The organism is Butyrivibrio sp. AE2015 (assembly GCF_000420825.1).
Taxonomy (GTDB): domain Bacteria; phylum Bacillota; class Clostridia; order Lachnospirales; family Lachnospiraceae; genus Butyrivibrio.
Genome location: NZ_ATVR01000027.1, coordinates 17,596 through 43,112, shown reverse-complemented (window position 1 = coordinate 43,112; position 25,517 = coordinate 17,596). Strand labels below are relative to the sequence as shown.

At 37.4% G+C, this 25,517-nt stretch carries 14 protein-coding genes; 1 reads left to right on the top strand and 13 read right to left on the bottom strand.

The features are described from left to right. Nucleotides 1–540: 540 nt before the first annotated feature. From G585_RS19565 to G585_RS19045, 13 genes are all read right to left on the bottom strand, one after another. Nucleotides 541–708 (bottom strand): hypothetical protein, encoded by a 168-nt coding sequence (locus G585_RS19565; RefSeq protein ID WP_022775360.1) that lies wholly within the window; start codon nucleotides 706–708, stop codon nucleotides 541–543. Continuing rightward, complete coding sequence (locus G585_RS0112300; protein WP_022775359.1) at nucleotides 695–4,363, bottom strand: clostripain-related cysteine peptidase; 3,669 nt, start codon at nucleotides 4,361–4,363, stop codon at nucleotides 695–697. The genes G585_RS19565 and G585_RS0112300 overlap by 14 nt, the downstream gene beginning before the upstream one ends. 173 nt (nucleotides 4,364–4,536) lie before the next feature. Then, nucleotides 4,537–5,088: a GtrA family protein gene (locus G585_RS0112295; RefSeq protein ID WP_022775357.1), complete on the bottom strand. Its 552-nt coding sequence runs from the start codon at nucleotides 5,086–5,088 to the stop codon at nucleotides 4,537–4,539. Between the two features lie 28 nt (nucleotides 5,089–5,116). Beyond that, nucleotides 5,117–7,534, bottom strand: a complete 2,418-nt coding sequence (locus tag G585_RS0112290; RefSeq protein ID WP_022775356.1) for a glycoside hydrolase family 3 C-terminal domain-containing protein — start codon at nucleotides 7,532–7,534, stop codon at nucleotides 5,117–5,119. Between the two features lie 71 nt (nucleotides 7,535–7,605). Next, nucleotides 7,606–10,548 (bottom strand): glycoside hydrolase family 3 N-terminal domain-containing protein, encoded by a 2,943-nt coding sequence (locus G585_RS0112285; protein ID WP_022775354.1) that lies wholly within the window; start codon nucleotides 10,546–10,548, stop codon nucleotides 7,606–7,608. 217 nt (nucleotides 10,549–10,765) lie between these two features. Further along, on the bottom strand, nucleotides 10,766–11,887 hold the full coding sequence (locus G585_RS0112280; RefSeq protein ID WP_022775353.1) for a GGDEF domain-containing protein: 1,122 nt from the start codon (nucleotides 11,885–11,887) through the stop codon (nucleotides 10,766–10,768). After that, the gene (locus tag G585_RS0112275; protein ID WP_022775352.1) at nucleotides 11,884–13,194 is read right to left on the bottom strand and encodes an ATP-binding protein; all 1,311 of its coding nucleotides are present in this window, start codon (nucleotides 13,192–13,194) and stop codon (nucleotides 11,884–11,886) included. The genes G585_RS0112280 and G585_RS0112275 overlap by 4 nt, the downstream gene beginning before the upstream one ends. Before the next feature lie 8 nt (nucleotides 13,195–13,202). Next, nucleotides 13,203–13,901 (bottom strand): LytR/AlgR family response regulator transcription factor, encoded by a 699-nt coding sequence (locus G585_RS0112270; protein ID WP_022775350.1) that lies wholly within the window; start codon nucleotides 13,899–13,901, stop codon nucleotides 13,203–13,205. A gap of 55 nt (nucleotides 13,902–13,956) precedes the next feature. After that, nucleotides 13,957–15,756, bottom strand: coding sequence for a glycosyltransferase family 2 protein (locus tag G585_RS0112265; protein WP_022775349.1), 1,800 nt, complete (start codon nucleotides 15,754–15,756; stop codon nucleotides 13,957–13,959). Between the two features lie 22 nt (nucleotides 15,757–15,778). Continuing rightward, nucleotides 15,779–17,266: a hypothetical protein gene (locus G585_RS0112260; protein WP_022775348.1), complete on the bottom strand. Its 1,488-nt coding sequence runs from the start codon at nucleotides 17,264–17,266 to the stop codon at nucleotides 15,779–15,781. Between the two features lie 29 nt (nucleotides 17,267–17,295). Beyond that, on the bottom strand, nucleotides 17,296–18,573 hold the full coding sequence (locus G585_RS0112255; protein WP_022775346.1) for a hypothetical protein: 1,278 nt from the start codon (nucleotides 18,571–18,573) through the stop codon (nucleotides 17,296–17,298). Nucleotides 18,574–18,596: 23 nt separating this feature from the next. Next, on the bottom strand, nucleotides 18,597–21,533 hold the full coding sequence (locus tag G585_RS0112250; protein WP_155827827.1) for a hypothetical protein: 2,937 nt from the start codon (nucleotides 21,531–21,533) through the stop codon (nucleotides 18,597–18,599). Between the two features lie 581 nt (nucleotides 21,534–22,114). Next, entirely contained in the window at nucleotides 22,115–24,787 is a 2,673-nt protein-coding gene (locus G585_RS19045) for a YfhO family protein (RefSeq protein ID WP_022775344.1), read from the bottom strand. 333 nt (nucleotides 24,788–25,120) lie between these two features. On the opposite strand from G585_RS19045, the gene G585_RS19040 reads away from it, so the two are divergent. After that, complete coding sequence (locus G585_RS19040) at nucleotides 25,121–25,477, top strand: hypothetical protein (RefSeq protein WP_022775342.1); 357 nt, start codon at nucleotides 25,121–25,123, stop codon at nucleotides 25,475–25,477. Nucleotides 25,478–25,517 lie beyond the last annotated feature (40 nt).

Here is a 25,517-nt window from a genome sequence, read left to right as displayed (position 1 = left end):
TGATACTTGCAAAAAATCTCCAAATCATGTCAGAAGCCTATGCACAAGGCATGAAAATCGAGAAAAATCTCTCGCAGCATGCTATAGCCAGGTAAATCTTTATGTTTTCAATATCCCAAGTCTCCAGCTGATTCAATTTCAGCCACCCCTACTGTTCTCGGAGTCAGAGCCCGAGGCCCTTGTATTCAGCCACACCGCAGGTGCCTGCCATTGACGGGTTCTGAGGAAAACGCTACAATGCTGAATCCGACGGTGAGATAAAATCTACTGTTCCCATCATCCTCACCGTCGGCATAGCCTGCAGGGCGTTTTCTTCAGGTTCAGTCAATGGTGGCGTACGGAGCCAAGCATTTACCAATTTCTTAAGCTTATACATAGAATAACAGGGGCAATGTCTCCACCTAGCTTCTACCTCACTTACGCATATACAAAAGAAGAGTATTCTGGCGTAAGCAAAACACTTTGCCAGAATACTCTCTGCTCTACCGTATCAATGATATTTTAGAAACCTCTATCTAAACTGATTCCTGTTTTCACTATTTAGCCCGCAAAAGAATTAACAGTATTACAAGCAGGGCATTTCACCTTGGTTTTTGACATATCTGCCTCAAAAACAGCCTTACATTTTATACAGGCCACCCTGACGTACTGTATTTTCTTTACTCCACCGGCTACTTCCTCCAGTTTTTCATCCTCAAGAATTTTCATTTTTCTCTCCCTCAGCATCACTATTTACATCTTCTGCATTTTCTTCGTTTTCTTTAGATTCATCAGGATTTACAGCATCTTCATCAACGCTGTCATCTTCCTCTGATGTTTCTTTTGTTGTTTCTTTTGAAGCTTCGTCTGCACTTTCTTCCGACTTTTCTAAATCTCCGTTATTTTCGTCATCTAATACTATAGCATTATTTACATTTTCTTTTTCCTCTGTAATCACTTCAGTATCAGAATCGTTTGGAGTCTCTGCAGCATTTTCTTTTCCTGTACCTGATTCTTCATCAGTAGCCGCCTCAATTTCTGTCTTAGTTCCCTCATCTGAAGATACTTCGATCTCTGTCGTTGTTTTTTCAACTATATCAGAAGTGCTCTCGTCTCCAACCTTTTTTGCATCTTCAGTTCCTTCGGCAGTTTCAATGTCATTTATTACAGATGTCCCCTGTTTATCAGCAACAGGCTCGTCTTCTGCTTCGACACTTTTATTATCCAGTTGCGCATTGACAACTCCTGACTCCTTTTTTGAAGCCTCTCTTTGTCTCTCTTCTTCTACACATTTAATAGCTTCCTGTCTTACCTTTTCTGCTTCCTGTTGGCTCTTTTCCCAAGTCAAAGCATCATCGTAGGAGTCTGATGGAATAAAATCATAAAAATCTTCAAGGCCTTTCTTAACTGTCTCTCCCTCATTATTCAGGCTTGATGATGATACAACATACTCATTACCATATACATCGCTAAGATAATAATCAGCAAAAAGACCTGTTGTATAAGTACTTTGTACATTAAGTTCACTACTCTTATTAATATAAACAGTTCCAAGAGAATACACATCAGGACTCTCACTTATGGAATAAAAATTATCAGCCCCGCCCAAAATTTCCAGGTATGTATACTTCAGTTCTGACATGTCATGAGAATTTTTCTCTTCTCCGTCCACAAAGTCATTATATCTTATAGGTTCGTAGTTCCATTCCTCTTCACCTGCATCATTAGTTGTACAATAGCTTCTAATATACATTCTGATCGTTGAAATATAGCCCTTTGTAGCCTGATCAATTATATATTCTGTTCTTGTCTGATCACCGGCATCTATTCCGGAAGCAGCTTCTTCAGTGTACCAGTTTCCAAGAGGTATGTAGCCTACAATATTGCCATCATCAAAAACATCTGTTATATATAAGCTAACAATTTGGCCATTTAATGAATACCATATCTGGTCAAAGGCCTTTACCTTATATGAAATCTCGTCATTTTCTCCTACTTCCTTTTCTTCAGAATAGCCATTCTTATTTCCAACAGACACATATTGAGGCTGTTCATAAGTTCCAACATTAAGACTTATCTTAATGTCCATTCTGTCTCCGACAGCCAAAGAATTGCTGCCTTGTATTATTACTGTTGCATTTCCGTCATAATCAGTATACTCACCATTATCCTTACGATCAGGGAGTACAACTGTCACTTTATCCGCTGATAATCTATCCTCGATTATCTCACCTATAGATTTTACAATAGGATCATCAGGATTATTTATATCAATACCTGAAGCCGTTGCAACATATCTGTCATTTTCATTCTTGTTAATATAATCTGTAAAAAGATCCTTCACTGTGGGATCTGCTGATTGATTCCAAAAGTTGACCAGCTTTAATCCTGCCAGATTACGAACTGCAAGCTTGGCTGCTGCCAATCTATACTCTTCGTTTATACCATTATCTGCGTAAATTTTTAGTACTTCCTGGGCTCTGTCATTATAGTAATACATTCCTTTTTCTTTGCATGGTCTCTCATAATATGCTCTGATGGGATAATATATGCTCATTCCACCATTTTGTAAAAATGTTTCCTTGTACTTATTGACAAGTACGCAATCATCCAGAGCTTGTATTACTTCATTGCTGGCAGATACCAGTTCTGTGGAATATTCCTTACTCTCATTTGTAAAAGCCGTTGCTAAGCGTCTTAAGTCAAGAAGATTACTTGACCCATAACCTTCTCTTGTTGCAAAATGAGATCTTGTACCAACAGATGCGACCATATCATAATATCTTGTATCTGCTTCTTTCATGAGACAGAACGCAAACTTTGCTACCTTCTCATCAAGAATTCCCATCTTGCTAAGATCAACCATTGAAAGAGTGGTATTTCCACCCTTATACTGTGAAATAAAGCCGTCAATTATCGCACTTCCCAGATCTATTGTACTTACCATCGGATTGGCACCAAGAGTATTAAAGAAAACATTGTAATTCCAGCCAAATCCCGGCTCATTTTCTTCAGAGCCGATGTAATACTCTGCATATGGCGCAACGGTAGATGCAACCTCATAATTTCCCATTTGGCAGGCATCAAACCCGATAAAATCGAACTTTCCGCCATTTTTTACATAAGAAGATTCTGCAAGAATCTCACTTATACCCTTAAGTGTGACAGTATTTTTTATTGTGTCCTGCAATTCTTTATGTTTTTCAAGGTAGTCCCTAAGAAAATCATCCTCTCCATATCCGCCCGGTCCACCGCCATGATCCCATATCACAAGATCATACTTTGAAGCAGGAGCATAATCTGTAGTAAAATCTATTGCTGAAATAAAGAAATCCTTATCTACAACATACTGATTATTATCATATGTTTTAAGCAGCTTTAAGGAATTAATTCCATTATTGCTCACGACCTCATATGTCTGAAGCCCACTTATATCAATGCCATATTTTTCTTTAAGTTCAGCTGCTTTTTCCTCAACTTCTTTTTTCTGTTCTGTGGTCAGTTTATCTTCATCTAAGTCCGGATAAAGAAGATTCTCTGCATATTCATAGTATGTCTTTGGATCATTCATGTGCCAGGTCTTGGTTCCGCCTGCCACTACAATAACCTTAACATTTTCCGGAATCTTTGCCCTTAACATATCCAGAAGATTCTTGGTTCCATAACCACTATCAGTCTCAAGATTAGTTCCATCAAGATAAATAAGTATTGTTCGTGTATAAAGCTCATCAGACTTATCATCGACTTTATCAGAGTCTTCTGAATCTGAATTTCCATCACCAGACTCAGTCTGCGCATTATTTCTTATCTCTTCATTCTGCGCTTTCTGAGCCTCTACAATACTTTCATAGAATCTGGCATAAAGAGCTCTCTCTTTATCTTCCTTTTTTGCCTGCTCAATAAATGGCTTAAGAAAGATACTAAGGCTCTCGTCTTTTGTAGAAAGGACAAGATTTTCATACTCAGCACTTCCGATACCATTCAATATACAGCTGATATTATAGGCAGAGCCTTTTTTCACCTGAACATTTACAGGTCCAAAAAGCTTATATAAATACTGAAGGCTGCCAGAAGCAAGCTTTTCATCAATTACTGAAATAGTAAGCGCTACTTTATTGCTACCTCTGCTAATGGTATAGGAATCTTTCCCATTATAAAGAACTCTTAACCCCCCAAAACTATCTGACCGTAAAATAGCTCCAACAGGAAAAGTCCCAACCAGGGTAACTTCCTTTTCATCATTTGTACCATTCACAGTCAAACCAGGTGTACTCTGCTCTACAGCTTTTGCGACAATTGAAGTTTCTCCAGGAGCAACAACATTAGTTGCAACTAATACCGCTGCCAATACTGATGTGAAAAATTGTTTCATTCTGAACTTCATAACATCTCCCTCTCATAATGTCCTTATTCACATACTATTTTACGATTAACAGCAAAGCTTCGGCAGTTAACATTCATTAAAATTTCTAAAAAAAATCTAAATAACAGTACAAAAAAACTGATGCAGAATCTTTCTACACCAGTTTTTATCTCATATTTTCATGTAACTAAATTTCAGGCTTTCTTTTCAGTTTCCGGGAATATGATCTTATTTACAAAGAAAAATACTACCATGCTTACTCCACCATTTAAGACTGTTGTTCCAATGTTGTAAACAAAAGCAGGTACAAACTTTCCGGCTACTGCAACCCAGATACAATTGATTGAATTAACGATACATGTAATAACAATAAACGCTAAAATATACCATGCAATCTGCTTTCCGGGCTTATCATGATTACGGAATACAAAGAGCTTTTGAATCGGGAAGTTGATACACTCGCCTATTATCATGGCAATCATATATGCTGTAAAATACGCAAGTCCGCCATGTGCCTGGTCGTATCCTAAAATGTTCCATTCAAAGGTCTCCCCCGCAATTGTAAGTGGGATTCCAGGCCAACCAAAAGACCTGTCGCCAAGAAAAGCAAATGCTGCAGGGAGAAATGTAAGTAAAAGATACTTAAACACTGTTATCAGATTACTTACAACAACGAAGAGTCCTCCCTCTCTCACCCATTTGGCTATAGCAGGGTGCTTTTGGGCAAAGTCATTCCAAAATTTCATAATATTTCCTCCGTAAGTTAGCATTAGCTCATTTTATCTTAGCTTCATATTCTTTATTTTTCCTGCCGTTTTTAAAGTACCCACTAATAATCTGACCAAGTCCTCCAAAGAAATGACCGTTAACAAGCTTAACAATTCCTTCTGCCATCTCCATGCTTACTGCTCCGCCTGTCATCTTTGCCATTGCTCTAAATGGCATGTTGTAGATGAAGAGAATATTAAGATCAGGCTTTCCGGATTCATCAGCTTTTTTCTTCATAGCTGTAAGCTTCTTATAAGCAAATCTTGCAAGAGAACTCTTTGCGTAATACATCTGACAGAAAGCATCGTTAAGTCCAAGTTCTCCGCTCCACTTTCCATCAGGAACACTTCTTCCAAGAAGCTTTTCGTATTCTGCAGTCTCAACTGACTGGATCTTTCCTGAATAATATGATGGAAGGTCTTCTTTGCTATAAGGGATATTTTCTGTTGTCTCAGACTTCAATACCTCTGCTGTAAGCCTGATATCAGCACTGCTTGCTCCCACTGAAATGATGTATTTGCCATCCTCAACTTCCCAATTATTTGTTTTTACATTCCAATAACGGAAAGTCTTGTCATCAAATGCGATTGTTACTTTCTTGCTCTCACCTGCTTTAAGGAATACTTTCGCAAAGCCCTTGAGCTCCTTTTTAGGTCTGAACACCTTACCGCCTGGAAGCCCAACATAGAGCTGTGCAACCTCTGCGCCATCTCTTGATCCTGTGTTAGTGATAGTAAATGTTGCACCCTCATCTGTCACAGAAATGTCGCTATACTCAAATGATGTATAAGACAAGCCAAATCCAAACGGATAAAGTACAGGCACATCAGCTGTGTCGTAGTATCTATATCCAACATAAAGACTCTCTCTATACTCGGATGTTCTCTCCTGACTTGGATAATAGCGGTAAGCAGGAGTATCCTCAAGTCTTCTGGGAATCGTCTCAGAAAGTTTTCCTGAAGGGTTAACATCTCCCGTAAGAATATCCATAACTGCACCTGCACCAGCCTGTCCGTTGAGGTAGCAGTGTAAAAGAGCTTTGAAATGGTGATGCCATGGCATCTCAATTGCAGATCCTGCACTAATAATACCAACAAGATTAGGATTGACCTGTCCAAGCTCCTGAAGAAGATTTATCTGATTCTGTGGAATTCTCATATGAGTTCTATCCATTCCCTCAGATTCACTATCCTCATTAAGTCCAAAGAAATACAATACTATGTCAGCTTTTGCTGCTATATCAAGGGCTTCTTTTTTTACAGCAGCATCTTCCTGACCATTTCTTGAGTACCCGCGACTCATTCCTACAACCTGGAGATCATATGTGCCGATAAGTTCAGCAACAGTCTCAATCTTTGTAGGATTAACAAGTGATGAACCAGCCCCCTGATATCTTGGTACGAATGCAAAATCACCCACGATGGCAACTTTAGCTCCAGCTTTTAATGGAAGTATACCGCCTTCATTCTTCAAAAGAATTGTGCTCTCTGCTGCCGCCCTTCTTGCCACATTATGATGAGCATTCTTATCAAAATCATCCTTCTTGCCCTGGGCATTTACATACAGTGTCATAACTGCATCTAAAAGCTCATCTACTCTTGCGTCTACATCTTCTATCTTGATCTTTCCGCTTTCTACAGCTGCAATGAGCTCTCTTGCTGAGTCAAGACCCGGATTTGGCATTTCAAGATTTGACCCTGCTGCCACGCCAAGGGCATGATCATTAGAAGCACCCCAGTCTGTAATTACAATGCCATCAAATCCCCATTCTTTTCTCAAAATATCATTCAAAAGATGCTTATTTTCATTGGCATATGTTCCGTTGATCTCATTGTAGGCAGACATAATAGTCTTTGCCCCACCCTCTTTAACAGCAATTTCAAAGCCGGTAAGATAAATCTCTCTGAGTGTTCTCTCATCAACCACAGAGTTCATAGCCATACGGCGAAGTTCCTGTGAGTTTACCGCAAAATGCTTGGGACATGCGAAAACTCCCTGTGACTGAATACCTCTTACGTAAGATGCTGCCATCTTACCTGCAAGGTAAGGATCTTCTGAAAAATACTCAAAGTTTCTGCCGCAAAGTGGACTTCTTTTAATATTAAGTCCGGGGCCTAAAAGAACATTTACGCCCTCCGCCATTGCTTCTTCACCGAGGGTTTCTCCCAGTGTTTCCCCCAGTTCAGTATTCCAGCTATTTGCTATTGTTGCAGCTGTCGGAAAACAAGTTGCAGGAAGTGAAGCATTAAGTCCCAAATGGTCTCCTGCTCCTGCCTGCTTTCTAATGCCATGAGGTCCATCCGAACAGAAAATTGAAGGAATACCAAGCCTTTCAAAATCTCTTGTCTGCCACTCACCCTTACCACTTAAAAAAGCTGCCTTCTCTTCAATTGTCATCTTCTCAATGATATCCTGATGTTTCATGATTACCCCTTTATCTTTATATGAAGCTGGTGCCCGCTTTAATTGCGGACACCGCTCCAAAAATCAATTTATTATTCTTCTGCAGAAGCTTCTGCTTTTGTTTCTCTGTTCTTAAGGAAGTTCTTGATGAAGATTGCCATAAGGCAAATCATAAGAGCTCCAAAGATAACATCGAGAACGATCATAAGCTTCTTCCATGAAGCCATACCCATTGTAAGGTTCTCAGGTGCATAAGCACGGCTGTTTACAACTGTGTAAAGAATATTCTTTGTAGCTGTACGCATTGCCTGCTGTGCTCCGTTTGTATCTCTGAACTGTACACTGTTTGTAGCTGTAGGATAGTTTACAAGCATGCAGTCTGTACCATTTCTGATAGCCTGGTCAGATGACATGTATCCATAAACTCCAAAGTAGTCTGTAAGAACGAAGCCATTAAAGCCCCACTCATCTCTAAGAACTGTATTAAGAAGTTCTGAGCAACCACCTGCCCAACGGTTACCAATGTAGTTGAATGATGACATTACTGCACACATATCAACGTTCTTTACGCAGATCTCAAAAGGTCTGAGATATATTTCACGAGCTGCCTGCTCATTTGTCCATGTGCAGAGCATGTCACATCTGTTCTCTTCCTGATCATTAAATGCGAAGTGCTTGATATAAGCATATACTCCGTTATCCCATGAACCCTTACAAGCTTCAGCAGCTATGTATCCTGAAAGGATACTGTCTTCTGAATAGTACTCGAAGTTACGTCCTGCAAATGCAGTTCTGTGAATGTTCATGGCTGGAGCATACCAACCTGATACATCCATCTCATCTGCCATCTTACCAATGTAATCACCGAATGAGTAAGCAAGATCTTTGTTAAATGTAGCTGCGATTGTTACACCTACAGGGAATCCAAGAGATCCAACGCCTGTAAAGTTATTGTTGATTGAAGCAGGTCCATCACAGTCATTAGTACGAACCTTACCGATTGAATCAACAGAGTTTGTCTGATATCCACCAAGTGAGATAAGTGAATTCATATCATCAAGAGACATGCTGTCAAGGAGTTCATCCCACTTAGGATCATCCTTTGAAAGACCTCTGAGGTCAGCAAGTTTAAGGCTTGTTGCAGCACCTGTTGTAACTGCAGCTGCATTTGGATCTTCATCGGCAGCTGTTGCTTCTGCTGTTAAGTAGTTGCTTATGTTATAGAAAGTTGCCTTAGCTTCAGCTGGCATCTCATAGTTTGTTGGAGCCTTTGTAGCTTCTGCATAGTTAGCAAATCCATCAGCTCTTGAAAGGTATGTAACATTACCCTCTGCAAAATCAAAGGCATTTGTTGCTGTAACAAGGTCACTGCTACGACCATTTGATCCGTTGTATGTTACAGTCTGATCAACTGTATATGTCTTTGAATCAATAACATTATGTGAATCTGAATTGATTGAGATCACATAATCACCTTCTTCGAGAACATATGCCTTAGCGCTCTGGTAATCATAAGCTGCCATATCTTCTACGTTAAAAGAAATTGTAATAGTCTGAGATGCACCTGGCTCAAGAAGGTCTGTCTTATCGAACTGGATAAGATTTGCTGAAGCCTTTTCAATGCCACCATTTGTGTATGGAGGATTGTAGTAAACTTCGATTACATCCTTACCTGCAACTGAACCAGTATTTTTAACTGTAACATCAAAGCTGATCTTTCCATCTGCCTCTGTGATGTCACCCATTGTCTGCTCAAATGTTGTGTATGAGAGACCATATCCAAATGGATACTGAACGATCTCATCATAGTTGATAAGTCCCTCTGCTGCTGCAGTTTCATAGAACTTATAACCTACATAGATACCTTCAACATAGTTGATGAATGATACATAAGATGTAGACTCAACACCTGTAAATCCTGTTGAAGTGTACTTGAACTCATCCATGTTTGTGTAGTTGAAGTCACCAAAGTTGTTCCACCAAGGTGTCTTTTCCATATCATAAACATATGTGTCGATTGTCTTAGCTGAAGGGTTAACTTCACCAGTTACGATCTCACCAACGGCCTTCATACCAACGTGACCCATACCAGCTACCCAAAGAGCTGATTTGATCTGTGGGTGATCCTCAATGAAACCAAGTTCGAATGCGTTAGCACCGTTGTAAAGAAGGATAACCTTATCAAAGTTTGCACAAACCAGGTCGATCATCTCTTCCTCTCTGTTTGTGAGCTGAAGGTAATGATCACCTGCATCCCAGTCATTTCCTTCATTTAAAGAATCATCATATGTTCCTGCAGTGTATGTTGTGCCATCCTGATAAGAACCATCGATAACTGCATTCATATCTGTTGGAAGGTCAGCACCTTCTCCACCTGAACGGCTGATAACGATCATAGCTGTGTCAGAAAAGCTCTTTGCGTTAGCAATCATTTCATCAGTGTAAAGAGAAACGTTTGGTTCAGGAAGTGTCCAATCCTGATTCCACATTCCAACTACAGGTCTGTCTGCCTTATAGTCTGTATAGAACTGTGTAAGCTCTGTGTTTGTCTCAATTCCGGCCTGTGAAAGTGAATCAAGAAGTGAAATCTGATCATATGCGTCATTAAGAGCACCTGATCCTGCACCACCAAGGATAGGATTTGTTGAAGCCCATCCGAATACATTGAGCTTTGTTCCTGAAGCAACAGGAAGAGTATTATCATCGTTCTCTAAAAGAACAATACCCTCTCTTGCAATATCCTGTGCAAGAATAGTTGTCTCATCAGAAGTAGCCTTTGAAATTGTTCCGCTACCACTAACAAGGTCAAGCATTGTGCTCATAGGACCTGAACAGATCATATTTACACAAACAACAATACCTGTGAGCATAGCAACAAGTGCTGTGCCCCTAATAAGCTTTTTAAGTGGCTTATTAAGTTTCATAACCGCAATCATAAGAACAACTGCGATCGCAATGATAACACCGATAGCTATCAAATAAGATTTGATCGATGTTATGACGTTCATGACGTCATCCATGTTGATAGATAACATAATATAACCTCCCTTTTTGTAATCTGCATTTGCAACTGGTCGGATTGCAAAGCCTTTGGTCATACACGCAGCATGGTTGATCTGCGCATCAATGTACTATAAATTTAGCATAATAAAAAAATCGTGCCGTTTTTGTCATAAACGGTACGATTTTTGTCATGAACGGTGCGCAGAATACTTGACGAGGTATTTTCGAGTCTAGTGCAGCATCCCACATCTATCTATGTTTCTCGCTCTTCTCAACGTACATGTTATCATCCATACGTTTAAAGAAGGTATCAGTGGTGTCTCTGTCTGGATCAAATAAAGTATAGCCAAGAGATAAAGATAATTTATAAGGGCGATTTTCCGTTTCATTAAAGTACTTCAGCTCACCCCGAATACTTTCAATTATCTTTCTCATCTCATCATCGTTAGTGTTATTTACAAGAAGGATAAACTCATCGCCTGCAAAGCGTGTTGCTATTGCCTTGTCTGGTTTACTAAAAATAATTACTCTGGCAACATCAATAAGAGCTTCATCTCCCGTAGAATGTCCATATGTATCATTGATACTTTTGAAATAATCTACGTCGATCATAATAGCTCCGACTTTAGGGTTCTTCTCTTTTAGCATCGCTTCCATCTTGTAATCCAGATAAGCTCTGTTATAAAGATTTGTCAGTATATCAATATAAGAGAATTCATTCTGAAGTGACATATAAATGGATGTAAGTCCAACAGCAAGTGAAACCCATATGAGTGATACCCCATAAAACATCATCTGAAGCGCGCAGCCAAGCACTACCGGGACCGCCATAAGATACAGGGGGAAAAAACTTATTTTCCCATACTGCTTCTCATATTTTTTTAAAACAACGCCGCTATGTATCAGATAACACAGATCCACAACATAAAAAGCGTAGCTGAGAGGAAGCCTGTGATACACGTTCATATCGTCAATGTAAAAGATCATAGGGAAGAACATATTGCCAAGTGCTATGATGACCAGAATAATAGCTGGTATAAATGCATACCTGTAAATTCTCTTTACTCTGGCCATACTCTTATATAGCTTTAAATCCTCATATAAACACCATGCAGCTATAAAAATAGGGTTAACAACAAAACAATAGGTATTTCCGATCAGATTGACTGTCTTCCACAAAAAGCCATCTCTTCCATCTGAAAAAAAACTAAAGAAATCCACAACACACGCTATCATTGTAAGTATTGTGATTATTGAGAAAACCTTAAGTTCAAGTTTTCCATGAGATCGTCTGATTCGGCTGCTTATTAAAAGTGCAACAAGGAGCATGAAGCCCACATAATCAGAAAGCAAAACTGCAACTATATTCATGATAAGCCTTTCCTGGGAATAAGCATTTTTACTTCAAACCACTTGTCATTTAAGGCAAAATTCAATGTCCCGTTATATTTTTCGACGGTATACCTGATGCTTTTAAGTCCAAAGCCGTGGTTTCCTTTGTCGGCTTTAGTCGTTACAGGATAACCGTTTTTCATTACTACATTATTTTCGCAATAATTATTGATCTGTATCAGTACAAAACCCTTTTTGGGAGATATTGCCAGGTGAATAAGCCTCTTTTCCGGATCCTCAATAAGAGACACGCTCTCAATGGCATTATCAAGAGCATTGCCAAAAATGGTGCAAATATCTGCAACATGCATAAAATCCAATATATCACCATCGGCAACGCAGGTCATCTTTATATTATTTGCTCTGCAGTTCATCATTTTACCTGCAATAAGTGTATCCAAAACGCTATTTCCCGTCTGCATTTCAGGACTGAAAGATTCAAGTTCCTGCTCAAGGGAATCAATCCACTTTTTGCGTTCCTCGTCACTCATCTCGGTACGAAGTCCGGCTATCTGATGCTTTAGATCATGATACTTCATATTAATCATATCAAAAGTAGTCTGATAACCTCTGTACTTGTCATATTGGGCTTTTAGCATCGCATGGATATTTCTAAGTTCTTTTTCAGCAAGAAGCTCACAAATCCTGCTCTGATACACATATAATATCATTATGCCTGCTATATCAACAAGAGTCCTGATATAGAAAACATCTGCAGTTACCCCCGCAGAAAAAGGCGTGTTCTGCACTATGAAACTAAGATTACTAAAAGCAAAAATTGCTGCAGCAATAGCCACTGCCGCCAAAAGCTCATGGAAATTGACATCAAACTGAGATACGCCTCTGGTTATGCTGATTTCCATATAATGAGCCCAGGTGAAAACAAGCAAATAGACTGCTACCAAAATAACAATCTGAACCACTTCAGAATCAGTTTTTAGCAAAAAGAAACACGCAAGCTGCCACTCAAGTGAAGCTGCCAACTCCGCCAAAAGAAATGCCCTGGAGCAATAATAGCCAATAACATTTATGCTGCTATCGCAGACAAGATACATAAACAGATACATAAAAGCCACTGCAATAAGCATGCATGGAATCCAAAAAACCACAGGAAGATTTTTAGTATAAACCAAAAAAACGCTCTGAATTAAAAGCGCGACAACAGCATATAAAGTAAATCTTTCATTCTTAACTTTTCTTTTTAAAACAAGGCAATAAGTCATGCACGCAAGCCACTCAGCAAGTGCTGTATATAGCCTTGGTATATCCTGATAGATATTTTCCATGGTATTCCTCATGACATAAACTCGGTCAATGCCGTCATAAAGTCATTTTTCCTGGCTCTGCTGATAAGAAGCTGCTTACCTGCTATAATGCAGCATCCATTCTCGACTCCGTCGACATATTTAAGATTAACAAGATAGCCTTTGTTAGACCTGAAAAAATTATATTGAGAAAGCTGATTCTCAAAGTCGCCAAGCTTGGCCCTTATCTTAAACTCACCACCGCTCGTATAGAAAACAAGATTATGCCCTTCACTTTCTATATAAAAGACATTATCAATATCAAGCTTCTTTATTCCTGAAGGAAGTTCAATAGAAATTGTCTTGGAGCTTCCTTTTTTCATTCTTGCTATTGCACGTCCCAGTTTTTGTGAAAAAGCGAAATAACTGACAGGTTTAAGGACATAGTCAAGGGCATCAACCTGATATCCTCTTATGGCATAGTTTGTCATATTGGTAATAAACATGATGACAACTTCCTGATCAAGTTTTCTGATCTCTTCTGCCGCAGTCATGCCATCCATGAGCTTCATCTCTATGTCCATAAGTATGATATCAAACTGTCCCTTGTAACCATTAGTTATCTCGTCTCCGTCTTTAAAGCGAGTTATCCTAAAAGAGCTGCCACTTTCAGCTTCATACTTATTAATATATTCAGTTAGTTGTGAGGCATATGAATCCTCATCCTCTACGATTGCTATGTTGATCATCGTCTCTACTCCTGTATTGGCATCATTATACAGGATATATGTATAAAAATAAAACTCACCACTTACATCCTAGTATTTTCCAACGCATTGCTAAAACAGACATATAAAAAATACGGCTGATTCCCTTAAATAATTCCCTGTTACTTCTCCTTACAAGTGTACCTTTTTTTGAAGCAGGTTCGTACAGACAAACCTCTTTATATCTGAAAGTATCCCACGGTGAATCTAAAGGGGTAATAACCCTAAGTTTCTTTCGTGGCGGCAAAAACCATCCGTTAAAGGTGATCTTCTTCCTTAGCGAGCCATTAAATCTTTCTGAAGAATAATACTCTCTCAAAAGATCAGGTGAAATAATATCTCCGAATCCCTCTGCCTTTTTCATGACTATAACTCTGCTGCTCTTTTCCAATCCCATTTCATCAATACTGACAAAATTATTGATTGTCTTATAGATTTCCATAAGCTCTCTATGCAGCATTTCCGGATCAGAATCAAGTAGCCACTCCTTTCCGCGAAGGAAATCCACAAATCCTCTGTAAACAAACTCACAATCTGCATATCTATAGCTTATAAGCATACCTATATATCTTCTGATACTCCATATAAGCATAGTCTTTTTAAGATATTCAGGCTCATACATTTGCATGGTAATAAGAGTATTGCGCATATTGTAATACTGCTTAACTCCGGGAAATACCAATTCAAATCCCTGGTGCCACACGCAGACTCCATTCAAAAAAACTATTCCCCGCTCAGTCTGTTTCATTCCAAACTGTATATCATCATGATGAACAAAAATAGGTAAGGGGATATTCTCCTTAGTAATCGCATTCATGTGATAACAGCAGCACCACCAAGCCCCATAAAGCTTATGTTCCTTTTCAGTTCCGGTCATCAAATCATCTGTGCAATTCTCAAAAACTCTCATATCACACAGAGGGTTATCATTGATTACTTTATACTTAGAAAACCACTCGCCGTTTGCATGCTGAATATACCTGTAATCCTCACGCATTAATGCGCCGCCTACTGTTATTTCCTCATACTCATTTCTTAAAGTAGAAAGAAAACCATACAGTCTTACAAATATATCCGGATTAAACACTGCATCATCATCCATCATTAAAAGATGCGTGATACCAAGTCTGGTGCGCCTTGAGATAGCTTCTTTCATCCCTCTGCTAAATCCGCCACAACCACCGGTATTGGCATTTGGTATTATTTCAATTTGCACTCTGGTATCCTGTAAGAGATCATTCATTTCTGCATTATCTTCTAATGTCTGTCCATTATCAATCAAAAACACGTTCAGCTTATCTGCTACATCAAATTGCCTTCCATCGATATCAGCAGACTTTGCCCAATCCGACAATGCCTTCATGTTTCTTAAGACATACTTTTCTCTTTTAAAGGTACATATATTTACAGCAATTCTTACATCATTTAGGAAATCCGTTGTTGCAGAATAATGTCCGGCACAAAAAAAATCATCTGATGAAGGCAGTATTCTAAACCAGAAAACACCTTTTTTATTTTCACTATACGGAAACTTGAGGGTATATCTTTTAAAGCCATGTTTTCCAAGCTTGCTACAAGTACTTGCTTTTTCACTTCCTGTCTCAAGATCAAACTCATAAACACAATCTCCTTCATGCATAAGCTGAACTTTTCTTACACCATTTAACTCCAGTTCGAGAAACAGCTCATTTAACCGGCAATACTTATGATGTTTTTCAAGATAAAAGAGATTGAGATACCCGTCAACATTTATCCATTCTCCGTCCCTATGAAAATACAGCTGTTCGTCATCAGTTGATTCACCCTTTGCAGGATAAAGAATTGATTGTAATTTCATCCTATTTTACCCCTATAAAAAATCATCTTCCCATTTTCCCAAAAAAGAAAGTATCCTTTGCATTCAGGACCACATAAGAAGCTTCTTTCGTATAAGCATTCCACGCTTCATCACCGGTATTATTCATGGATTTCACCCTGTCAGCCACATTTGTAATCTCAGGGTTCATTGTATTTATCCCTGTCAGTACAAAATCCCCTATTCCTGAATAAAAGCCTATGCAACCCCCCAGTATCAGTGCAGCAAAGACCAGCTTGTTCTTTCGGTAATCCTCATTAAACATTGTTTTGATCACATATACCATAAGTACAAAAAGCGGAATTATTGAACCTCGCATCAGAAACATTCTTTTATCTGATACCCCGATCCTGATAAGAGGGATTATCAAAAGCCATATCGTATTGGTCACAAACAAGTAGTCCTGCTCGTTTGCTTTCCATATAAGAAAAATGTACATTCCGACTTCTACTGCCAGAAAAAACACCAGTACAAGCATATTGTAAATAAATCCCGTATTATCCAGCCTATACAAACCAAACACAGGCAAAGAACCGTTTCCCCTTAACGAACTATTACAAAAAAAATATGAATAAAAAACAGGAAGCACTCCGAAAACAGAAAAGATATTTGGAACACTAAACAACTTCTTCCCACGCATTTTTACTATATCAGCAATGATCAAAGGCAATAATCCAAGAGCAGCAAATGGAGAAAAAGGCAGTATAAGCATAGTGATCAGCCCATAGTTTGAAACATTTCCTTTTTTTCTTTCATGAAAAAAAAGACCTGCTCCAATCCAGGCAGGCAGTGCCTGGTTAAAAACCCATTCCATTAGAGCATTGTTAGGAGTATATTGATAGGCCGACCATCCGTATATAGAGTCCAGTGACATAGTCCCTTTCCCCTTTAAAAAGACAAAAAACTGCCCTATTACGTTTAAGCCTCCCCAAAGAATCAAAAATAAGGTGATAATAACAGATTTTGATATAGTTATAGAGCATTCACTATCTTTGAAAAGATTCAAAAGAAGAAAAGAAACTAATATGAGCCCTATAAAAGTCCATATAACAAGCATCACATTAGCCGCATTCCACCCCATTATTTTGCCCATAACAGCAGGAAACATCCAATAGCATACATAGTAAGTAAGTCCTGAACCATCTTCAAAAACCACAGGCCATCTATTATCAATAAGATCGTGAAGCAATGCATTTCTTGCATGCCAATCGTCTCTCTGCCATGTAAGACCACCTATTCCACTCATCAAAGTCCAGGATAAAAGAAGTGCAACAATAATAAATAATGCTTCCATTGGAATCTTCAAAACATTTTCGCTTTTTCTGTCCTTGTAATCTCTGAAAACATACACAAAAGAAGCCATAAGAAAAACAGAGAAAATTGCCGCCAAACCAGGCTTTAGCCATCCATAAAAGAAAACAAATATGGGCAACGCCAAGTAAAAATATGCCAACAATATTACTTTAGATATATTGATATGTATTCCCTTCATTGTCCCCTCTTTTTAATACAATTAATAAATCAAGTATCCTTATTATATATAATAACAACAGTTCCTAAGAAAACCCACATAATATAGCCATAGTTTGTTCTAAGTGTCTGGTTGTAAAAAGCTGTAACAGACATAGCAAAAGAACATAGAATAAGCAATAATACTCGCGGTTCTCGCTGCTTCATATCCTTAAATCCAATCCACAATAAATAAACCCACATAGCATTAAATACAACTAAGCCAATTATTCCCGTTTCAATATATAAAAACGATAAGAGAAAACTTGAATAACCGGTATTTTCGTAAGTATTGAAAAAAAAGCTGTTCAAAAAAGGAATTGTTGCATAATCCGCAGTTCCCAGCCCAAGCCCTGTAATCAGGGGTATAATTCCCGCCCCCTCTACCTTGCCATTTGCATATTCAAGAATAGGTCCGGTCATAGCAGTAATCTGCTGCTTTCTCCCTATTCCACTACTCCCGTCAGGTTTGTGTGACTCTGATATTATATTATGAAAGCCGGATACTCCCAAAAAACCCGATGTATATGGGTAAAGAAATGACATTATCACGATCAAAGAAAGATATACTGCAAGAAGCACAGGAAAAATCTTGGCTACTCTTTTAAACTCAAAAGAAAAAATCAGATATATAACTGTTAAAGCTATGATTTCATAAAACCAACTGCGTATCTCGCTCATAGCAGCATTCATAGCCATCCAGACAAAATGAAACACGAGCTCCTTAGTACCTATACTTTTACAAAAGAACCTATAAAAAACCAGACAGGAATCAATCAGTAAAAATGCATGAAGACTTGATGAATCGCCTACAGCAGTGCCAAATATGCCATTAAGATAATCCCACCTGATACCAAAACCAAAAAACTGTATGAGCGTAAGTATAAAGTGAATAGCTATAACATAGTCAATTGCATTATATATACGATCTACATCTTCCCTTTCTAAAATCAATACTATATCAAAAAGCAAAAGAAACATTCTAAAGTATGTCCTGATGCCCCATAAATACATCAAGATATCTGCCTTAAACACCAAAGTCCCGATACTCCCGATCATCAAAAAAGCGATAACCCATATTGCAAAAGGCTTTACATCACTTTGAAAAAGTCTGCTTATCCCATTTTTCATCAAAGCTCTGGCAAAAAGAAATATGCAAATAAGATTACCTATATGCACAATCGGTAATCCAAAGAATATTTGCTTGAGACCTTCAGAAAAAGAAAGAATCACTATTGCTGATAAAAGTAAATATTTATCACTATTTTTTTGATAAGCTACTCTGTCCAACAACTTCTCCCCTCTATTTTGTTTTACTCAATTATTTCTTCATTCACCACTTCATCCTGCAAATTGTAATATGTTTTCCTGCATAATTTGTTCTTTTCATTATAGGTAAGTTTGACATATCCATAGGATTCACCATACATCACCGGATTCATGTGAGTATCATAATATCTTACCATTATGCGATTTCCTTTTTCGTCATAATCGTATCCGACTGCCCCTTGACCGCCCGAAAGAGCTACAGGATTCCCGTCAAGATCATAATAGTATTCAAATACAACCTGCTTTTTCTCATTGTAATCATACTTTAGCATCCAGTACGCACCATTGTACAAAACAGGATTTCCATCAACATCAAAATATCTGTATTCGTTGCGATTGCCACTTTGATCATAGCCATAGTCTACCGAGGCTTGACCAGTCGGAAGAACAAGCTTGTTTATTTTTTCATCATAATACTCTTCATGAATGATCTGATTACTTGAATTAAATCTTCTTACTATCATATGATATTTATCATTCAAAAGTATCGGCTGAGATTTCTCATCATAGTATTTCTCAACAGTGACATTCCCTGCACCATCATATTCCCTCTCCACTATTGCCTGTCCTGATGAAAGAGCCTGAAGTTTTCCGTCCGTCCCAAGATATTCCTCACGTATAACTTTCTTATTCTCGTTGTAATCCCTCTTATATCCTGCATATCCCCAGGCCGTATCTGTAAGATTTCCATCAATTCCATTAAACATCTGCACTGTGATGTTATCATTATCGTCATATTCTCTGGTAAAAGAGCAATAACCATTTGGCAGGGTTATTAAATTTCCATCTAAGCCAAAGTAAAACTCACTCGTCAGGCGGTTTTCTTCATCATATTCTCTTTTTACCTCGTGATACTGTCCATTTAACAGAATCTTCTCACCCAAAACACCAAAATAGCGTTCAGATAGAATATTTCCTTCCTTATCATAGCTTCTCTCATAGGAATTCTGTCCGCCCGCAAGAATTGTAGGATTTCCATTCTCATCAAAGTATTCTTCTTTTGTTACCAAACCATTCTTGCTGAAATCTCTGTGAATCTCTGCATACCCACCAGAAATAACAAGGGGTTTCATATCTGCTCCCAAATACCTGATTTTTATTATATTATCATCCTGATCATAGCCATAATCAGCTCCCATGGAACCATTTGCGAGATTTATTTGTTTTCCGTCAATGTCATAATATTCCTCATGCGTTTTTCTTCCTTTTTTATCAACCACAAAATGAACATCATAATCCGGAGTATGCTTATAAGCTATACTCTCTATTTCAACCTTCTGCCCATCCGGAGTAAAAGCCAAAAACTCTACAGCCTTGCCACTCCAAGTGGTAAATGGCAGTTCATATAAAAGTTCACCATCTTCATCAAAATAACTTCTGTAAACAGCCTTTTGTGCTATAGTATTTTCACCCCAATATGTATTAACTTTAAGAGTGATAACCTCATAATCGTCCGTATACTGAACAGGATCAATCTTCAGATCATATGAAACAAGATATTTACCATCATTCATATCTATATAGGGACCATAGATAAGAGAATGTGCCATCCCATCAAGAGTAAGACCTCCACTTTCAGTCATTGGAAGTGAATTTATACTACTCTCAAAAGCCATATCTACATTTTTTTCACCAGTATAAAAACCAAAAAGCTTGTATCCGTTTTCCTCAAGGCTTTTTATCACACCCTTGTCATTGGTGTAAACAGCACTCTTTTCAGAAATTGGAAAATACAGAAATCCTCTTGAAAAAAAACATGAAGAATCAAGCTCACTGTCAACCAAAACAGTAGTGTTTGCAAACCTGGCAAGATCCTCTCCATTAACAAAAGACCTGCTTACTCCTCCAATTATCCTGTCATAACACTCAGGATATGTATCTACATAAAAGCGCCCATCCGCACTATCTTCTATAAGCCGCACAAAATATGACTCATCTGCAATCTCATCAAAATGCCATTTTCCTACCTGTTCTATCATTATATTGGTTTTAAAAAAAACTACTGCCAGAACACAGAATGAAAGGCCACTGAATATGAGATTCTTCCTGTTGAAAGACTTTTCCACTATATAATCAGCCACAGCCCTGCTTAAGTTATTTAATAATACTAATACTGCAATACACAAACCTATAAGGATGACTAAAACTTTTATCTCTCTATTTCCCCCACCGGAATAATCATGCCCGTGAAAAGCAGTTCTAAGCCACGAAAAAGCAAAAGGCATCAACACCACTGTAACAATAATTTCTAAAAATATAACCGCTACCTTAATAAGCTTTTTCCTTTTTTGCGTACTGGTTCCTATCCACTCAATAAGGGATATTTCCTTATTTGCTACCTGAGTGCCAAAAGTCGCAAACGGCATAGCAAGGAATATATTGTAATTAATCTCAGGAAAATGATGTTCAGAAATAGAATGAACAGCAACAATTGTCATTGCAAGTGCAAGCCGCCTGTTTCCTGACTTTACAACCTTAATAGCCATATAAATCCAGGAAATCATAATTGCAACAAAGGTAACCCACCCATATCTGACAAGTATAAGAACATAGGTTGAATCAACAAAATTATAGCGAATATCCCTAACTGTAGAACCACCGGCCCCAATCTGATCAAAAGCCGTACCAAACGGCTTTATTCCATAGTTCTTAATTGCCTCAACGGAAAGCCCCATCCTTGAATGAGTGTACTCATTAAAATCAAGCAAAGAAACATGTCCAGTCAGTCCTATATAAACCAAAAAAAACACAAATAACGCGCAGACTGGAAAAGCTGCAATTGGAATAAGCCTGGCTATTTTCCTGTTTCTTGACCAAACTTCTCTTCCATCATCAAGCCATTTCAGCTGATCCATGGCAATAATACAGACCAAAAAGAATATCAGACAAACTGAAGTGGTGATACTACGTGCAATGAACATCGAAATGCTCAAAACACCTAGTCCAATCATGAAAAAAAACATATTGGGAATATTTAGAAATAAGCAAAAAGCTATAATCAGAAGAAATAAAAGCCCTGTCGCGAAATCCGTTGGAAAACCTATCCCCCAAGAACTTCTAAGACCTCTGTTTATATACACAAAATTGGTTATAGATCCACATAATGATGCTAACACAGCACCTATTATCGAGGTTCCTACCGCCAAAAGATAAACCCTTAAAATCTTACGATAGTCAACACCCTGTAATCCAATAGTAAACAATGCTATAAACAATAAAAATATATACTCGGTTCTGACCCATGAGAAATAATATACCATGCCAAACAGAAAGCAAACAGGCATAAGAACATCCCTATCACTTTCCCAAACAGCAATTATTTTTAATAGCACCAGTATAAAAAGTACTATAAAGATGCTTATTTCAAATTTTTCTCCAAATGAAAACCTCAGAGTTGTTGTCAATTCACTCTGAAAAAAAAGATATATTGCCAGAACAAGCAATAAGATATTATCAATTATAATGCATGCTCTACGATGCTTTTTCTCAAACATATCCCGTATCATAAATTATAGTTTCTTCCTTTTAAAGAATTTGATATAATTTTTTTCCAGGCAATCAGCATTATTACAGAAACTAAAAATATAACTATTCCTTCTCTTATATATGGAATACTGTATCTGAACGTTATTATATTATTGCCTTCTTCCAACGGCACCATAACAAGCAGATTTTCTATTGTATTTGGAATAATATCTTTTCCATTAATTTTTATCTTCCATCCTTCATCATATGGCACAGAGACAAACAGACTCTCTCCTATATGGCCTTCTATTTCAAATTGCATATTGGTATCCGTCATATTTATTATGTGTGCTGCATTTTCGCGCGCCATAGCAGTACATTCATTTAATCTATTCAAATCAAGATAATAGAACACCGGCTCACCAAATGCCTGCAAATCAGCTGTTTTCAGCAAAACATACGCTTTTTCCCCTTCGTCAACTTGAACATAGAAATTATTGAGTGAATGAACAACAGCATATCCTATTCCATTTTTTCCATTTAAGTCTAATTGCGCACCAACTTCATTGGAATAAGGGATATTCCCATACAAAGAATATTTACCATAAGGAACATCAAACCAGAAACATCTTTCATTATTACCATCTTCTACTGTATACTGCGCAGGAAAATATAGATCGCCTTCTCCCCCAAACATAAAATTAAATAATTCGTTTTGGTAAACATATGTATTTTGTTCGTCTCTGCTAAAACTTTGTGTTGCATTAATTTTAAATGCCAATGGCATAGAATAAGCATTCTCATATACACTCTTACCATTACCTATTCCAAGATCTCTTCGACATTGCAAATCTTTATATTCATATGGGGATAAAACATATTTGACACCAAGAAGTGAATCCACCGGCAGCACAACCATTGCCTTCTCCACCAAACGACTGCCATAAACTCTATATCCTATTTTTTCCATAAAACTTATCTGATTTGCAACAGGCGATGAAACATAGCTTCCTATATCCCAGTAACCGAACCCCATTGATTCATCTAAATTTGCAAGAGAATTAATATCACCTCTTCGTGCTGATGTCTGTGTTATTCTATAATACCCATCATCGCCATTCTTTATTGCTGAAATAAGATCAGCTTGTTGTATCTGATAGTTTTTAAAAGCAGGAACATCAAATGATGAATAGATTTTCATTAAAACGCTTGCATTATATGACATTTCCAGTACTACTAAAAAGCAAGCCATATATATATACACATTTTTCTTAGTATAAGAAGTGTCTTTATCTATTAACATTCTAAAAAGAATTAGCAATCCTAAAATATATACCGCTGTTATGTATATGTACTTATCTTCCGTATATGGTTTTACATAATTTGCAGCAAAAACAAAAATCAAATAAATTATAACAGCCTTTACCATCTCGGAAAAAAATCCAATACATAAATCAGACTGATTTATGGAATAAAAGAATAAAGCCGCAGTATATATCAATGCAAAACAAACAACATATGAAAAACGATAGTAATATGAGTCTGCAATCTGGAACATCGAAAACACGCCAAATAATGGCTGATAGTAACATGACAATACACAGATTAATAAAACAATACCTGTAGCTATTTTAGTTTTCCTCGAAACAGTTGTTGATATAAAAAAGCCTATAACACCTATTAAAACTCCTCCACCACAAAAAACGCTCAACATTCCTTTTGTACTTGTAGCTCCTATAGTATAGCCACAAATTACATTGACTATATTTCCTAAAAACTCATTTCTAAAAACATTACGATCCGCAGCTCCTCTTGTTGCATTCATAATAGTCTTTACAGTAGGAAGAAATAGTGGCGCTGAAATTGCAACTCCTAAAGCCATTGCCCAAATGTATCTGAAAATTTTTTTACAATCCATAGTAAAAGTATCCGATTGCTTTCTGGCAATAGCAAATTCATATCCAAACCAAATAACAGAGAAAATACAGTCGATTCCGGCAGAATACCAGTTAAAGATAATAGCAAGTGCAACTGAAAGGCTTAATAATACCGGTGATCCAAAATTAACAATTCTATATATCCCCAGTAAAATAAGCGGAAGCATATATACTCCATCCAACCACATTGTGCATGTAGATTGACTGACATTATATTGCATAAAAGCGTAAGTAACCGATAATGCAAGCACTAATAATTTGTTTAATTTATTTGAAAATCTGCTATTCAAAAAATAACTAAATGTAACTGCTGCCGTAGAAAGCTTTAGTGCAATTACCATATCAAAAAAAGAGTGTAAGCGGTCAATATCAAATAAAACAACCAATAAGTTCCACGGTGATGAAAGATAATAAGAAAACAACGCAATATTGGGCATTCCAAGACCGGTAGACATTGAAAAAGCAATACTCTGTTTTCCCTCAAGAACACTTTTATAATAAGAAAAAAAATCCATATATTGCCAATAGCCATCATCATATGCCAGCGAAACATCTCCAAAGGGAGCAAAATTCCCAATGCAAAAAATAATGTTTATCAATCCAAAAGTAAAAGCAAAAATAATACTGTAGTACGAAAACAGCTTAGAAAATTTTTTCATCAGATTGCTGATCCCTTCAATAATATAACGATGACAGCTTATATACATTTTCTCTAAACAAAGCATATAGCAGCCATTGCTAATAGCATACTTCATTTTATTTTTGTTGTACATATCGTTATATCTTTTATTAAATATAGTTAACATTAAGCTTTATGTCAGTTTGAAAAAGTTGAAAAACTCTATCGCTTTTCCACGTTGACTATAAAAATGCAGATTGCATAATCGGTTATGGTAAACTCGGTGAACAATTTGTTCTTAAAAGTAAAAAAGCATTTGACACTATTCACTTCGAAGGATATGAAATAGCAGATACCACTGAATGGTATCCAAAACGTTCATCCAGAGACTTACTTGCCAGAAAGCAATATCTTGATAAAGAACGTTATCATATACTTCCAGATGACATATTTATTACAGAAATAATCCGAAAGGAGATGAAGGCGAATGATCCACGTTTACAATGAACTATATCTGGATAAAGCACAGGTATCACTAGGAACCATGTTAGACTTTGCCGTCAACACAATACATTATAAAATCGGAACTTTTATGGATTTATTTATAGGTTCCGGAAATGCCACTTTGTTTGAAAGCGGAAATCCTGAATCATTAGTCGGAAGATTGGGCATAGAACTTGTGTATGATACATTAGAAAAAAGCAACCTGAATTTTAATATTGTGGACTATTCCCCTGTGTATGAACAGCGTCAAAAAAACATTAATAAAGCTCAGGTTGACTATCTCATCAGACTTTCTTCTGCTTTGAACTGCGAAATCACAGCTTTGGTTGAAAAAATCTAAGTATTAAATCAAAGCGCAAGGATTTCGCTAACGAAATCTT